At 51.8% G+C, this 13,828-nt stretch carries 14 protein-coding genes; 11 read left to right on the forward strand and 3 right to left on the reverse strand.

Annotated features, from left to right (window positions below):
- Positions 1–72: 72 nt before the first annotated feature.
- Positions 73–570 carry a phage holin family protein gene (locus CFREI_RS00820; RefSeq protein ID WP_027011671.1) on the reverse strand — a complete coding sequence of 166 codons (498 nt, stop codon included), beginning with the start codon at positions 568–570 and terminating at the stop codon, positions 73–75.
- A 110-nt stretch (positions 571–680) separates the two neighbouring features.
- Here CFREI_RS00820 and CFREI_RS00825 point away from each other — a divergent pair, with 110 nt between their 5' ends.
- Positions 681–1,361 carry a hypothetical protein gene (locus CFREI_RS00825; protein WP_035111282.1) on the forward strand — a complete coding sequence of 227 codons (681 nt, stop codon included), beginning with the start codon at positions 681–683 and terminating at the stop codon, positions 1,359–1,361.
- Here CFREI_RS00825 and CFREI_RS00830 read toward each other — a convergent pair.
- Positions 1,272–2,093: an HAD family hydrolase gene (locus CFREI_RS00830; protein WP_084170693.1), complete on the reverse strand. Its 822-nt coding sequence runs from the start codon at positions 2,091–2,093 to the stop codon at positions 1,272–1,274. The two genes, CFREI_RS00825 and CFREI_RS00830, sit on opposite strands and share 90 nt — an antisense overlap.
- 426 nt (positions 2,094–2,519) lie before the next feature.
- Here CFREI_RS00830 and ssd point away from each other — a divergent pair, with 426 nt between their 5' ends.
- From ssd to CFREI_RS00865, 7 genes are read left to right on the forward strand one after another with little or no spacing between them, the layout of a single operon-like run.
- On the forward strand, positions 2,520–3,548 hold the full coding sequence (gene ssd / locus CFREI_RS00835) for a septum site-determining protein Ssd (RefSeq protein ID WP_027011672.1): 1,029 nt from the start codon (positions 2,520–2,522) through the stop codon (positions 3,546–3,548).
- Positions 3,545–4,678 (forward strand): TadA family conjugal transfer-associated ATPase, encoded by a 1,134-nt coding sequence (locus tag CFREI_RS00840; RefSeq protein WP_027011673.1) that lies wholly within the window; start codon positions 3,545–3,547, stop codon positions 4,676–4,678. Before ssd ends, CFREI_RS00840 begins: the two co-directional genes overlap by 4 nt.
- Complete coding sequence (locus CFREI_RS00845; RefSeq protein ID WP_051255767.1) at positions 4,675–5,457, forward strand: type II secretion system F family protein; 783 nt, start codon at positions 4,675–4,677, stop codon at positions 5,455–5,457. The genes CFREI_RS00840 and CFREI_RS00845 overlap by 4 nt, the downstream gene beginning before the upstream one ends.
- Complete coding sequence (locus tag CFREI_RS00850; protein ID WP_035111284.1) at positions 5,454–5,996, forward strand: type II secretion system F family protein; 543 nt, start codon at positions 5,454–5,456, stop codon at positions 5,994–5,996. Before CFREI_RS00845 ends, CFREI_RS00850 begins: the two co-directional genes overlap by 4 nt.
- Before the next feature lie 25 nt (positions 5,997–6,021).
- Positions 6,022–6,225, forward strand: a complete 204-nt coding sequence (locus CFREI_RS00855) for a DUF4244 domain-containing protein (protein ID WP_051255768.1) — start codon at positions 6,022–6,024, stop codon at positions 6,223–6,225.
- On the forward strand, positions 6,225–6,575 hold the full coding sequence (locus CFREI_RS00860; RefSeq protein ID WP_051255769.1) for a hypothetical protein: 351 nt from the start codon (positions 6,225–6,227) through the stop codon (positions 6,573–6,575). Before CFREI_RS00855 ends, CFREI_RS00860 begins: the two co-directional genes overlap by 1 nt.
- Complete coding sequence (locus CFREI_RS00865; protein WP_169719125.1) at positions 6,532–6,879, forward strand: Rv3654c family TadE-like protein; 348 nt, start codon at positions 6,532–6,534, stop codon at positions 6,877–6,879. Before CFREI_RS00860 ends, CFREI_RS00865 begins: the two co-directional genes overlap by 44 nt.
- 1 nt (position 6,880) lies before the next feature.
- On the opposite strand, the gene CFREI_RS00870 is transcribed toward CFREI_RS00865, so the two are convergent.
- Positions 6,881–9,160, reverse strand: a complete 2,280-nt coding sequence (locus CFREI_RS00870) for a DEAD/DEAH box helicase (protein WP_027011678.1) — start codon at positions 9,158–9,160, stop codon at positions 6,881–6,883.
- Positions 9,161–9,430: 270 nt separating this feature from the next.
- On the opposite strand from CFREI_RS00870, the gene CFREI_RS00875 reads away from it, so the two are divergent.
- From CFREI_RS00875 to topA, 3 genes are all read left to right on the forward strand, one after another.
- Positions 9,431–9,634, forward strand: coding sequence for a cold-shock protein (locus tag CFREI_RS00875; protein WP_027011679.1), 204 nt, complete (start codon positions 9,431–9,433; stop codon positions 9,632–9,634).
- Between the two features lie 250 nt (positions 9,635–9,884).
- Positions 9,885–10,337 carry a hypothetical protein gene (locus CFREI_RS00880; protein WP_027011680.1) on the forward strand — a complete coding sequence of 151 codons (453 nt, stop codon included), beginning with the start codon at positions 9,885–9,887 and terminating at the stop codon, positions 10,335–10,337.
- Positions 10,338–10,464: 127 nt separating this feature from the next.
- Positions 10,465–13,410: a type I DNA topoisomerase gene (topA, locus tag CFREI_RS00885; RefSeq protein WP_169719126.1), complete on the forward strand. Its 2,946-nt coding sequence runs from the start codon at positions 10,465–10,467 to the stop codon at positions 13,408–13,410.
- Positions 13,411–13,828 lie beyond the last annotated feature (418 nt).

Raw genomic sequence — 13,828 nt, forward strand, 5'->3', positions numbered from 1 at the left:
TTCGTAGGGGCCCGGGAGAGCTAGCGTATTTGGATGTGGCACGTTGGGCGGAACAAAGGGGCGGGGTTGGCGCTAGCTGTACATGCCGCTTCCGCGGGATTCAAGCTTCTTTTGGGAGTCGCCGCTGACTAGTTCTTTCAAATCATTTACTGATTCGATTGTTTTCTTTGGTGGGCCGATCTTCTTGATTTTCTTAAACCCAATCAGGGCTAAAACTGCAGCAATGACCAGCATAAATAGGAATACGATCAAAAATGCTGCCCAGCGGTGGAGCCATAGATCAAGGAGCTCGGCAAGGAAGAAGAAAAAGAAAAACGAGCTATACAAGGCGACGGTGCCTGCAACGCCAAAGAGGCCGCCACCAACTGCACCTTTTTTGGCTTCTTGGGTGATTTCAGCCTTGGCTAATTCGAGTTCCGCGCGGAAAAGGTTCGACATTTGAGCGGTTGCATCGCTCACTAGGGTGCCGAGGGATCCCGAGCGAGAGTCGGCATCTGAGAGTGGAATCTCGTTCACACGCGGGCTAAAGCTTTCGGTGCCGTCAGTGTAAAGGCCAGATTTATTGCTCACGGTTCGTTATCCTCCAGGAATTTGTACAGCAGTCACGTCTTATCGTGCCATGTTTATGCGTTTTACGCATGTTGTAGTACGTGTAATAGGCAGGTTTTAAGGTGGTGGCTATGAATCCCTTGGCTGATATATTGGCAGATCCAGAGATTTCTGGCTTGCTTACTCAGGCACAATCAGTCATTGCGGCGGTACATCGACGCCCCGTGAATCTTCGACGTGTGGAGGTGACCACATCAGAAGCGGCGCTTCGAGGTGCACGGAGTGCAGCACGAATGTGGGGGCTACCAGAAGAACACACGATTGCCGCATATGCACTATTGGCGCCTGAGGTTGCGCACTCCACAATCCGCACATTTCGCCGTGCGCCGTTGCAAGTATTTGCGCGGCTCGATGTTCTTCTTGGCGGTGCGGGTGTACCCAATCACCCAGAGCGTTTATCGACGCTCGCCCAACTCATTGTTCGCAATAGCCTTCACCCAGGGCTTATGCCTGGGATTATCCACGGGGAGCTGGTGGCGCGAGAAGCGTTAGGGAAACGCAGCGGTGTGGCAGGGTGGGCGTCGGCACGCATTGCAGCGCAAATGGAATGGGATCCGAGAGGTTTATGTGTACCAGAACCTTACTGGTATCGGCACAGCACGGAATATTTCCAAGCCATTAAAGAGTATCCAAACGACCCAAAACCACTATTAAAAATACATTTACGTGGTTGGATTGCTGGTGCGGAAGAAGCCGAAGGCATTGCGCGGGCTGCGGTGGAAAGCCCACGCACCAACCCCGCACGCAAGTAATACTAGAGCAGGAACCGTCACCCGGGAACGGTGACGTGGGGAAAGTAAAGGCACTGGGTTTTTAAAAACCTTAATTTCCCAACCCTGCTCTACCGCAACCCGACGCAAACCGCGATCCGGGTTTACGGCTACTGCTGTGCCTACTATTTCTAACATTGGCAAATCAGTGGCAGAGTCGGAGTAAGCAAAACTCCGCTCGAGGTCATAGCCGTATACTTCGGCGAATTCTCGAATAGCCTGCGCTTTATTCTCCCCCTTGCAATAAAACAAAACATCTCCCGTATAGCGGCCATCTTGAACCGCTAATTCGCTTGCCGCAACCTGATAAACCCCCAGTTCACGAGCAATAGGCTCCACAAGATCGCGAGGCGAAGCAGACACAATAACCACATCATGTCCAAGGCGTTGATGGTGCGCTATTAACTCTTTTGCTTCCGCATAAATAGTTGGCGAAACCACCTGTTGCAGCGTTTCATTGGTAATTCTGCGCACTGTTTGTACTTCCCAACCCGTCACCATGGACAATAATTGATCCCGAGTAGCATCCATTTGTTCACTTGAATGACCAGCAATCCGATAGAGGGTCTGTGCCAATGAAAGCTGTAGCGCAGTCACCGGAGTAATTAGCCCATTGTGGAGAAACTCACGTCCAAAGGCGAAAGAACACGAGCGGGCAATGATCGTTTTATCAAGATCAAAAAACGCCGCGGGTTGAGAGGCGCGGAAGTTCATGGGGGCAAGTGTATAGCAAAGAAACTGCAGGTGAGAAGTGGAATAGGGTGTAGGCATAAAGGGGGGTTGTCAAAGTGAGAGAGTTCTGTCATACTAGTGGTGCAAGGCCCCGATATACTGAGCGGCCTGCCCCGGTCCATCCCCCCCGAGGCCGGGTGATGGAGGCCCGCGCTCACCCCCCCGAGGCGCGGGCCTTCCCTTATGCCCACAATAAAGCAACAATGTGATTCTTCTCATTACGCAGAATTAAATCCTGATATGTGAGGAGCCCTTAGCATATGACGGCTTATATAGGGGAGTTCTTAGGGAGGGTTATCCACAGCGAGATCAATAATGTGATCCTTTACATATTTTTTTGTGGATTATTCACAGGAGGCGTGCAGCAGATCTTGAGCAATCCGCTTACCTGCTGAAAAGCTCTGGGTTATGAGCAATAAACCAATTTTGGTCGCCGTGGCCGACCCGGTGCTTCATCCCGAAGCGATGCATATTGCAGCAGCTACCGGGCGGCCAATCGTGGATACCTGTGACCCGCGAGAAATTCCCCGGCATCTGGATCGGTGTGCCGCCGTTCTTGTGTGTGCAAAAGTTGCCCATGCAATTCCGAAGTCCACTCGGGCTCGGGTGTTTTTAGTATCTCCCGATCCAGGTCCGCCGGATTGGAAAATGGCAGTGGTGTGCCAAGCTGAACAGGCTTTTTTGCTTCCCGCCCAAGCCCCAGAGCTTTTACAAACCTTAGGTAGAGAGGACGGCGCTGTAGATGCTGGCACTGTAATTGGTTTTGTCCCAGCAGTTGGAGGCGCCGGTGCGAGTGTGCTTGCCGCTGCTGTCGCACGTATTGCTGCGGAATATGTAAGCACTGTAGTTATTGATGCTGATCCAGAGTCAGGAGGCCTAGATTTAGTATTTGGAGTAGAAGACGTGCCTGGTGCGCGATGGGGTGATATGCAGCTAGGCGCCCATGATATTGCAAGTAATTTACTTGCAGCTTTGCCAGCAACAAAAGATGGGATCAGAGTACTCTCCGCCGCACGCTCTAATATCGTCAGCGTTGGTTCGGATAGTTCTGAGCAATATACGGCAGCAATTACAACGTTCCGAGGAATTGCAGAACTCACCATTGTGGATTGCAGCCCAGCAACAATCGTCGAGTTAGCGCCATTATTGGATCTTGTAGTTCTGGTTGTACCTGCGCAAGTACGCCCAACGGCCGCAGCTGCGCGTTGCGCTGCACAATTAAAAGCAAAACACGTAGATATTGTTGCAATTGGACGGCATATTCAGTGGTCGGGGCTGGAACCACAGGATATTGAACGCATTAGCGGGGTGCCTGTTCTTGCTGAACTTGGAACGATTAGCAGGCTTCCAAAACTTCTAGATATGCAGGGGCTTCCAATGCGAATCCCGCGGCCGATGCGTCAGGCAGCCCAGGCAGTATTGGAGGTCCTGCGATGAAAACAATCGAGCTTGTGGAACGCGTCCAACGCAAACTTGCAGAAAGTTCAACTGCCTATGATCCCAGTGCTATTGCCCAATGCATTCGGGATGAAGCAGGGGTAATTAGTGATGAAGATGTTTTAGGAGTACTCCGAAGGATTAGCAATGATTCTCACGGTGCAGGGATTTTAGAGCAAGTACTGGCAGTACCAGGCGTAACAGACGTATTGGTCAATGGCCCGAAAGAAGTTTGGTTTGACCGAGGAGAAGGGCTTGAGCGGGCTCATCTGCAATTTGAAAATGATGCGGAAGTAAGGCAACTAGCAACACGGTTGGCAGTAGCGTGTGGACGCAGACTTGATGATGCGCAGCCTTTTGCGGATGGGCGCCTCCAACGGCCAGATTCCAGCAGTATCCGTGTGCATGCTTTGCTGAGTCCGCCAGCAGATGGAGGAACCTGTGTTTCATTAAGGGTTTTACGGCAAGCAGTAACCACACTGAATGGGCTAGTAGATCGCGGCACAATGAGTGAGGAAAGCGCGACGGTGCTATCCCGAATTATACGTGCTAGACAATCATTTCTTGTGGTTGGTGGTACTGGTTCAGGAAAAACAACACTCCTTGGTGCAATGCTCGCAGAAGTCCCGCACACTGAGCGGATTATCTGTATTGAGGACACCGCAGAATTACATCCCCCACACCCACATGTAGTGAGTTTAGTGTCGCGTGCACGAAATGTAGAAGGCAATGGGGAAATCACAATGACAGACCTCTTGCGCCAGGCGCTGCGAATGCGGCCAGACAGGATCATTGTTGGGGAAATTCGCGGTGGTGAAGTTGTTGACTTATTGGCAGCACTTAACACCGGACATGATGGCGGAGCTGGCACTGTGCACGCCAATAGTTTGCGGGAAATACCAGCACGAATGGAAGCCTTAGCGGCACTCGGTGGTTTGGATCGAAAAGCACTGCATTCCCAATTAAGTGCGGCTGTAAAAATAGTTGTTTCCATGCGGCGAACATCCCATGGCAGGCAATTACACCAAATTGGTGTGCTTACTGGAAATCCTGTACAGGTGTATCCGATTTGGGATATTGATCGCGGTCAGCGCCCAGGTTTCACTGAGTACATGAGGCGGTTGCCATGAAGTTCAGTATTGCTGCAGCAGGCATTGCGTTATTGCTGCTGGGTTCTCCAAAACCTGCTGAAAGACTCGGAAAGGAAAGACTAGGAAAACAATATATTTTGGTGGTTGGCCTGCTGTGCGTAGTGACTTCACTCGTATGGCTAGCGCCTTCTATGGTGCTGGCGGGACTGATGGTTGCTGGTAGCGCGGGGCTTGTACTGCGCCGGGTGCGGGCGCGGCGTCGAAACGCGGAGATTGCGGCCGCAACCAGCACATATATTGGTTTTGTATTAGGTGACCTGCGCGCGGGTTCGGCAATGCCGCATGCGTTAAATTCAGCAGCGGGTGCCCTTAAACAACGCGAAAACATTCCCCAAGTGCTTATCGACGCCGCGCATATCGCCGCCCGCCGCGCTCAAAGTGGGGCACCAGCAGCAGGAACATTTATAGACATAAAAGAAACCTGCCCTGACCTAGGAACTATTGGGCTTGTCTGGGGTGTGGCAGAGCAGCATGGCATCCCACTTGTAGAGCTCCTCGAACAAACGCAACGCAGAATAGACACCCGCTTGAGGCACCGCGCCGCCACAACCGCAGCGCTACAGGGGCCGCAAGCCACAGCCGTAATACTGGCAATCCTTCCCATTGCAGGATTGCTCCTTGGCAGTGGAATGGGTGCAGACCCCGTCGGATATCTACTCCACACCAGCCTTGGCGGCATACTCATGACCACTGGAGTTGGATTAACCTGCGCTGGCTTCCTCTGGTCTCAAACAATTTTAGAAAGGGCAGCACTATGAGCGTGCTACCACTTGTATGCCTTGCTGGCGCAATAGTCCTACATCCACCAAAACCAACTACCCGAATAATCGACCCAATACAACGCTCTCGGCGGCGTGCACCACCAACCGGTATCACTTTAGAAACTGCCGCTGACGTCGATCTATTCGCCGCATGTATTCGTGCTGGGCTAAGCTCCGCACACGCCGCAAGCGCCGTAGCTCGCATAACTGACACTGAAACCTGGCACACCATCGCCTCCTTACTGGCCATTGGTGTACCTGCCGAACGAGCATGGGCACCAGCAGACGGTATCGCAGGGTTAGAAGAACTCGCGTCATTAGCGCGAATCTCTGAACGTTCCGGCGCAGCAATGACTACTGGATGCAACCGCGTAGCCGAAAACATTCGTGCCCAGGTAACGGATAAAGCCACAGCAACCGCTGAACGCGCCGGGGTGCTCATTGCGATGCCTCTCACAATGTGCTTTTTACCAGCGTTTTTCATTCTTGGTCTAGCGCCAACGGTCATTAGCCTCGCGCTCACACTTATCCCATAACAGCAACCACCGAAAGGAAAAAATCATGAATACGCTATCAACCTTGGAATTCTGGAAAAACTGGAACACAAAACTCCGTGAAGAAGACGGAATGACAACAATCGAATACGCTATGGGCTCGCTAGCTGCGGCCGCACTAGCTGCAGTGCTCTATGCGGTAGTGAATGGTGACGCAGTAGTGAGTGCCTTTGAAAACATAATCTCTAATGCTCTGACCAGCACATCATAATGCGATGCACCAAGCTTCGGGGCGATCAAGGTTCAACAAGTATTGAAGCGGCGATTGGGTTAGGCGCACTAGTCATAGTTTGTAGCTTGGCGGTTGCCGCGCTTGCGTCTCTGGCAGCCTATATCTCTGCAGTAGATATAGCGGGTGCAGCGGCAAGATCCTATGCAATCGGCGTTGAATATCAGCCACCCCGAGGAAACGTGACATATAGCAATGATGGAACTTTTGTGACTGCTACCGCCAGAGTTGATGGACCGTTGAAAACATTCGATGCCCAAGCAGTATTTCCAATGGAGTACCGAGATCATGAACCTACTGCACCGAGTGAACCTACTGAATCGACTAGGTAACGATAACGGCCACGCAACCATTACCACTGCCGGGATGATTGTCGTCATACTCAGCTTGGTAGGAGTTGCTTGTTCCGCAGCAGCCAATGTTATACAAACCCACCAAGCACAAAACGCGGCAGATCTTTCCGCTGTGGCTGGGGCGCACGCAAACATAGCGGGTGAATCGGCATGTGTAGTTGCGCGCCACGTAGCGGAGCGCAACCATGCCACTATTCAGCAATGTGATGTGCAAAACCAAGATGTAATGATTATCGTGCAGGTTGGTATTGCGCAAGCAAAAGCAAAGGCAGGGCCGCTATAGGTTACAGTGCTGAATGCATCGCCCCTAGCAAGGCAATGGCATATTCTTTGCTCAAAGGGCTATTGCCATTGCCGCACTTGGGCGATTGGATACACATGGGACAACCACTCTCACACGGACAGGTAGATACCACCTCGAATGTTGCCTGAATCCACTCAGCAAAATTCTTAAATCCGCATTCTGCAAAGCCAGCACCACCGGGGTGGCCGTCATATACAAATACCGTTGGCAAACCAGTGTCCTGGTGTAATGCAGTAGAAACACCCCCAATGTCCCAGCGGTCGCATGTGGCAATGAGCGGCAAAATACCAATAGCAGCATGTTCGGCGGCATGAAGTGCGCCAGGGACAGAAGCCATTGGAATGCCCATCGCTTGAAGACACTCCGGATCAACCGTATAAGCAACGGCGCGGGTTTGAAGAGATTCAGCAGGCATATTAAGCGGAACAAGGTCCAATTGTGTGCCATCATAGAGTTTTGAAACATACCCAATGACATGCTCAGTGACCTCAACATTGACTTGTGCCACCCAAAAACCAGGGCTCGGGTTTGTAACCTCAATCGTTTCCAAAATACGAATGTCTGTAGTGGTTCGTGCGAAGGTAATATAGCCAGGATCTTCAGGATGCACGAGTGCTAGCTGGTCGGCGAAATTTAACTCATCAACAAGGAAGGTTTCGCCTTGATGTAAATACACGGCGCCCGGGTGTAATTGGGTGCGGGCACGCGAGGCATCAACGGTGCCCAAGACTCGACCATCTGTACTATCGACGATTAGGACTTCGCCAGAACCACTGCCACGCAAATCCACTGGGAGCCGTTCGCCAACAGGAAACCAGCCACGAGCGCGGCGTCGTAAAATTCCTTCAGACTCAAGCTCAGGAATCACATTGTGTGCTTGAAACATTTCAATATCCGCTGTTGAAAGCGGGAGTTCATATGCGGCCGCAACTAGGTGGCCACGTAAAACATAAGGGTTCGTAGGGTCAAATACGCTGCGTTCAATTGGGCGTTCTAGAAGTGCTTCGGGGTGATGCACCAAATAATGATCCATAGGCTCATCGCGTGCAATAAGTACAACCAGTGACCCCTGCTGACGACGCCCCGCGCGTCCTGCCTGTTGCCAAAAACTCGCCACCGTGCCAGGAAAACCAGCAGTAATCACAGCATCGAGACCGCCAATATCAATCCCAAGCTCCAAAGCGCTGGTTGCCGCTACTCCCAATAGTTCGCCACTATCCAGCAGCTGCTCGATTCGGCGGCGATCTTCCGCCAAATACCCAGCTCTATATGCTGCAATACGCTGTGTAAACTCCGATTTACCTAAGAATGCAAGCTCCTCAGCGCAACGCAAGGCGGTAGTTTCTGCTTGTCTACGAGAACGCGCAAACGTAAGCGTTCGGGCGCCTTCGGCAATAGCGCTAGCCATTAAACGAGCAGCCTCCGCACCTGCGCCCCGCCGAACAGGCGCTCCATGCTCCCCCTCAAGATCCTCCAAAACTCCTGGTTCCCACAACGCCACAGTGCGTTCGCCAGATGGAGAAGTATCCTCTGTAAATGCGCGAACCGTAACGCCCGCAAGTGTGCTGGCCTGTGTTGCCGGATCAAATGTAGTAGCGGAAGCAAAGATAAACTGCGGGGTGCTACCATATCGAGCTGCTATGCGCCGCAACCTACGAAGCACCAAGGAAATATGAGCTCCAAAAACTCCGCGATAGGCATGGCATTCATCCACGATTACAAATTGCAAGTGGCGGAATAATCGTCCCCACCGCTCATGATTGGTTAAAATCCCGGCGTGAAGCATATCTGGGTTAGTAAAAACCCATCGTGAGGTATCGCGGATATGGGAACGCGCATCAGTAGGGGTGTCGCCATCATACGGTGCTGGTGAAACCCCCAAGCCATGAAGCAATTTGGACACCGAATGTAGCTGGTCCGAGCCAAGCGCTTTAGTAGGGGTGATATATAAAGCGCAAATATTAGGGTTAGCTAACAAGGTCGAAGCAATGGGGAGTTGATATGCTAATGATTTTCCAGAGCTTGTACCAGTTGCAATAACGATATTTTCGCCGCGCCAAATAGCTTCAGCGGCATTGACCTGATGTTCGAATAATTGGTGAATATCTTGTTCTGCTAGGCGGTTTTTAAATTCCTTGGGAACCCACTCTGGCCATGGCGCAAATTTTGGGTTGCGCGCTGGCAATGTAGTAATAAAAGTACAATCAGCATCTGGGAATCGGCGTGACATAATTTCGACGAGTTCTTCGCCAAAAGTCATAGTTTCCTCCTAAATACCCCACTAAAAATAGGGTAGGTACCTCCCAGTTTGTGAATAACACTATCGCGAGGGAGCTAAACATGACACACTGGGATGCGGTCGCTGTTTCTGCGCGCAGTGTTTCAAATAAGCGCTCGCAGGAGATTGAGTTTGCGAGCGCCCTAGTTTCATCCCCATTCGGAATATGAAACAGGGGGGCTTCGAAACCGGCCCGGTGTTTTCGAAAGGTGAAAATACCGATTCCGAATTGCAAGAAAAAGGTAAGAAAAAATGGCACAGGGAACTGTGAAGTGGTTTAACACCGAAAAAGGCTTTGGTTTTATTGCCCCAGCTGATGGCTCGGCGGATGTTTTTGTCCACTATTCCGAAATTGAGGGCAGCGGGTTCCGTAAATTGGAAGAGAACCAGCAGGTAGAGTTTGAAATTGGAGAAGGTGCAAAAGGGCCACAGGCACAAAAAGTACGTGCCCTGTAAGGTGGCCACCGTGTAAACGGTGCAAAGTATTTTTAAACACCCAAGTTCCGGAAATCGGAATCGGGTGTTTTTGTGTTTCTGGTGGTATGACGGGTTCAACCCCAAACGTGGCTAGTGTTTTCCCCGGTGAGCCTAGAAACATGCTGGCAAAATGGGCCTTTGAGATTTGGTGTATGCAAGCTAATCATGGTGTTGGTCTTGCATATAGGCTGGTGCTCACGTGCTTCTGAAAATAGTCAAGGAGTAGTCAATGGTTGCTCAGCCTAAGTCCATTACGGCTTTTGGAATTGGGGCGGTACTTATTTCAGTGGGTTTAGGCGTATCGGGGTGCGCATCGGAGCCTGAAGCCTATCTTTTTGACAGGCTCCAAGACGGGGACACCGAAATCAGTGTTTTGGCAATGCCGGGTGGGAATTGGGAGGAATACGCCATTGTATGTCCAAATGCTACCCCTGAATATATTGAGCAGGCGACAGGTCGAGAGGTTTCTGGAGTACCAAAAACCGGCCTGGCTGCAGACGAAAATATTCTAGTTTTGTTTGCAGATAATGGCGCAATGGACGCAATACATTTGGATAGAAAAAGCGTGGATTTGTGTCCTGTCGAAGGGGAAAATGCGCCAGAGTTGAGACGTATTGCGGCGAATGAATCTTTAGTCTTTGTGCGGGGGGCAAATCGCGGTTGGGCGTTGGAAACTAACTAAGTGACATTTTTCTTTCTTCGCCCCTGAGCTGGGAAAAGATTAGTTCGGGTAGGAAATTTCGCAGCGGAGCCATATATTACTGTGTACGGTAAGCGAAAATACGCACACAACTATTCGAGAGGGCACCGTGGCTACAGCGAAGAAACGCCTTGTGATTGTCGAGTCGGCAACAAAGGCGAAAAAAATCGCGCCTTATTTGGGGGGCGATTACATAGTTGAAGCATCGGTGGGTCATATTCGTGACCTTCCCAGAGGCGCAGCCGATGTGCCCGCAAAATACAAAAAAGAGCAGTGGGCACGCCTTGGTGTGGATACCGAGCATGGTTTCGCGCCTCTCTATGTGGTGAGTCCAGATAAGAAGAAGAAAGTTACGGACCTTAAGTCCAAACTCAAGGAAGTTGACGAGCTATATCTGGCCACAGACCCGGACCGTGAGGGTGAGGCTATTGCCTGGCATTTGCTTGAGGTATTAAAGCCGAAGGTTCCAGCTCGCCGCATGGTGTTTAATGAAATTACCAAGCCTGCGATTCTGGCTGCTGCGGAAAATACCCGCGAGTTAGATAAAAACCTTGTTGATGCCCAGGAAACCCGCCGGATTCTGGACCGTCTTTACGGTTATGAGGTTTCCCCGGTGCTGTGGAAAAAGGTAATGCCGCGCCTTTCGGCTGGTCGTGTGCAGTCGGTGGCTACGCGCGTGATTGTGGAGCGTGAACGAGAGCGCATGGCGTTTGTCCCTGCCGAGTATTGGGATTTAACTGCCGCTTTGGATACTGGTGCCGCTGACGGCGATAATCCTCGCCGTTTCCAAGCAAGGCTTACGGCTATTGATGGTGCCCGTGTTGCAGTGGGCCGTGACTTCAATGATCGTGGTGAGTTAGTGTCCAAGGCCAAGGTGCTTCATGTGGCAGCCGCCCGTAAGCTTGCCGACGCCCTGGAAGGCGCCACTATGACCGTGGCCGCTGTTGAAGAAAAGCCATACACCCGCAAGCCCTATGCCCCCTTTATGACCTCGACGCTCCAGCAGGAGGCCGGGCGTAAACTGCATTACACGTCTGAGCGCACTATGCGTATTGCTCAGCGGCTCTACGAAAACGGCCATATTACCTATATGCGTACGGATTCCACGACTCTTTCTGAATCAGGTATTCGCGCAGCCCGTGCTCAGGCGAAAGAGTTGTATGGCGCTGACTATGTTTCTGAAACCCCGCGCCAGTACAACCGCAAGGTCAAGAATTCCCAGGAAGCTCACGAAGCCATCCGCCCAGCCGGCGAAACATTTTCGACGCCCGGTCAGCTCCACGCCGCCCTCGACGCTGAGGAATTCAAACTCTATGAATTGATTTGGCAGCGTACTGTGGCATCCCAAATGGCTGATGCCCGTGGAACTTCCATGAAAGTTACAATTCACGGTTCGGCAACCACCGGTGAGCAATGTGAATTCTCTGCTACTGGCCGCACCATCACTTTTCCGGGATTCCTCAAGGCATATGTGGAAACTACCCGACAGGCTGACGGCCAAGACCTTGCCGACAATGCCGAAAAACGGCTCCCTAGGCTTACTCAGGGCGATAACCTCACTGCCCATGAAATCAAGGCCGATGGACACACCACTAACCCGCCAGCGCGCTATACGGAAGCCAGCCTGGTGAAAAAAATGGAAGATCTCGGCATTGGCCGCCCTTCCACCTACGCTTCCATTATCCGCACTATCCAAGACCGCGGATATGTCTATTCCCGAGGCAATGCTCTCGTACCCACATGGGTTGCCTTTGCCGTCGTCGGACTCCTGGAGCAAAACTTTGCATCCCTCGTGGACTACGACTTCACCTCCTCCATGGAAGACGAACTGGACGACATCGCCACCGGCAATGAAGACCGCACTGCCTGGCTGACAGGCTTCTACTTCGGCAACGCCGACGCCTCTACAGCAATGGCAGAGACAGTCGCACGTCTCGGCGGACTAAAAGCCCTCGTCGGAGACAATCTCGAACAAATCGACGCCCGAACTGTCAATTCACTCCACCTTTTCGACGACGCCGAGGGCCGCCCAATCCTTGTTCGTGTAGGCCGTTATGGTCCGTACCTTGAGCGGGCTGTGGGCGTCGATAAGAACGGAGAAATAGAACACCAGCGCGCAAACCTGTCGGACACAATGACTCCCGACGAACTAACCCTCGAAGTCGCCGAAAAACTCTTTGCCACCCCCCAAGGCGGCCGCGAACTTGGTCTTAACCCCAAAAACGGCCGCATGATCGTAGCAAAAGAAGGCCGCTACGGGCCCTACGTTACAGAACTCATTACCGACGAAGAACGCGCAAGCACCGGCAAAATCGCCGAACAAATCGTCGCCGACGAACGAGCCGCCGAAGATGCACAACGCGCCGCCGAGGGCAAACGAGCCAAAAACTGGGAAACCAAAACAGCCATTGCGGCAAAAGAAAAACGAATCAACCAGATAATCGAAGAAACACTCAAGCCCAAAACTGCCTCGCTCTTTAGCACGATGGAACCCGGTACCGTCACCCTCGACGAAGCCCTCCAACTGCTCACCCTCCCGCGGGAACTGGGCAATGACCCCAACGACGGTCAACCCATCACCGCGCAAAACGGCCGGTATGGCCCCTACCTGAAAAAAGGCAATGACTCCAGGTCCCTGGCGAATGAAAACCAAATCTTCACCATCACCCTGGAAGAAGCAAGCCGCATTTACACAGAACCGAAACGCCGCGGCAATACCCCAAGCCAACCTCCGCTTAAAACCCTTGGAAATAATGATGTCTCCGGAAAACCAATGGTTGTTAAGGAAGGCAGATTTGGCGCATATGTTACCGATGGTGTCACCAACGCATCCCTGAGAAAAGGCGACACTCCCGAAACTATGACCGATGCACGGGCATGTGAACTCCTGTCTGAGCGAAGGGCGAAAGAGGCAGCTAACCCAAGCCCAGCTAAGAAAACACGTGCGAAGAAGGCTGGGGCGAAAAAGGCTGTTGCTAAGAAAGCTGTTGCTAAGAAAGCGGGAGCGAAAAAAGCTGCGGCGAAAAAGACCGTGGCCAAGAAGACAGCTGGATAGTGGGCTAACCTTACATTCTTACTTGGACTTATCCTGGGCCGAGTTGTGAGTAGCTAGTCCCCTGCAAAATGTAGGGGACTAAAAACTATGCCAATCACTTGGGAGTCTTGTAAATGTTTGGCTGGTTTAAGGTTCGAGGGTAGGGTTTGTGGGGTTTGTGGCTGGCTGGTTTTGGTGTGTGGCTGGTAGTTTGGTTGTGCACGTCCGGTGACCTGGTCTTTTCAGACGTTGGTTGGGCGTGTTGTCACAGATTCCATTTTTTCGGCGGATTTTATGGAATCTGCGACACGATAGGTAGGGAACCTGTCACAAATTCCATTTTTTTCACTGTTTTTATGGAATCTGCGACAAACCCCAGGTCAACGGTTGTGTGCAATGTTGCTTGCTGTCACAAATTCCATTTTTAAAGGCGATTTTA

Source organism: Corynebacterium freiburgense, assembly GCF_030408815.1.
Lineage (GTDB): Bacteria > Actinomycetota > Actinomycetes > Mycobacteriales > Mycobacteriaceae > Corynebacterium > Corynebacterium freiburgense.

Bases quoted from the DNA above. Each gene is read 5' to 3' on its own strand.
- CFREI_RS00880 (WP_027011680.1), top strand. From the start codon at position 9,885: ATGGTTGCTCAGCCTAAGTCCATTACGGCTTTTGGAATTGGGGCGGTA.
- CFREI_RS00855 (WP_051255768.1), top strand. From the start codon at position 6,022: ATGAATACGCTATCAACCTTGGAATTCTGGAAAAACTGGAACACAAAA.
- CFREI_RS00840 (WP_027011673.1), top strand. From the start codon at position 3,545: ATGAAAACAATCGAGCTTGTGGAACGCGTCCAACGCAAACTTGCAGAA.
- CFREI_RS00860 (WP_051255769.1), top strand. From the start codon at position 6,225: ATGCGATGCACCAAGCTTCGGGGCGATCAAGGTTCAACAAGTATTGAA.
- ssd (WP_027011672.1), top strand. From the start codon at position 2,520: ATGAGCAATAAACCAATTTTGGTCGCCGTGGCCGACCCGGTGCTTCAT.
- CFREI_RS00865 (WP_169719125.1), top strand. From the start codon at position 6,532: ATGAACCTACTGCACCGAGTGAACCTACTGAATCGACTAGGTAACGAT.
- CFREI_RS00830 (WP_084170693.1), bottom strand. From the start codon at position 2,093: ATGAACTTCCGCGCCTCTCAACCCGCGGCGTTTTTTGATCTTGATAAA.
- CFREI_RS00850 (WP_035111284.1), top strand. From the start codon at position 5,454: ATGAGCGTGCTACCACTTGTATGCCTTGCTGGCGCAATAGTCCTACAT.
- CFREI_RS00845 (WP_051255767.1), top strand. From the start codon at position 4,675: ATGAAGTTCAGTATTGCTGCAGCAGGCATTGCGTTATTGCTGCTGGGT.
- CFREI_RS00870 (WP_027011678.1), bottom strand. From the start codon at position 9,160: ATGACTTTTGGCGAAGAACTCGTCGAAATTATGTCACGCCGATTCCCA.
- CFREI_RS00875 (WP_027011679.1), top strand. From the start codon at position 9,431: ATGGCACAGGGAACTGTGAAGTGGTTTAACACCGAAAAAGGCTTTGGT.
- CFREI_RS00825 (WP_035111282.1), top strand. From the start codon at position 681: ATGAATCCCTTGGCTGATATATTGGCAGATCCAGAGATTTCTGGCTTG.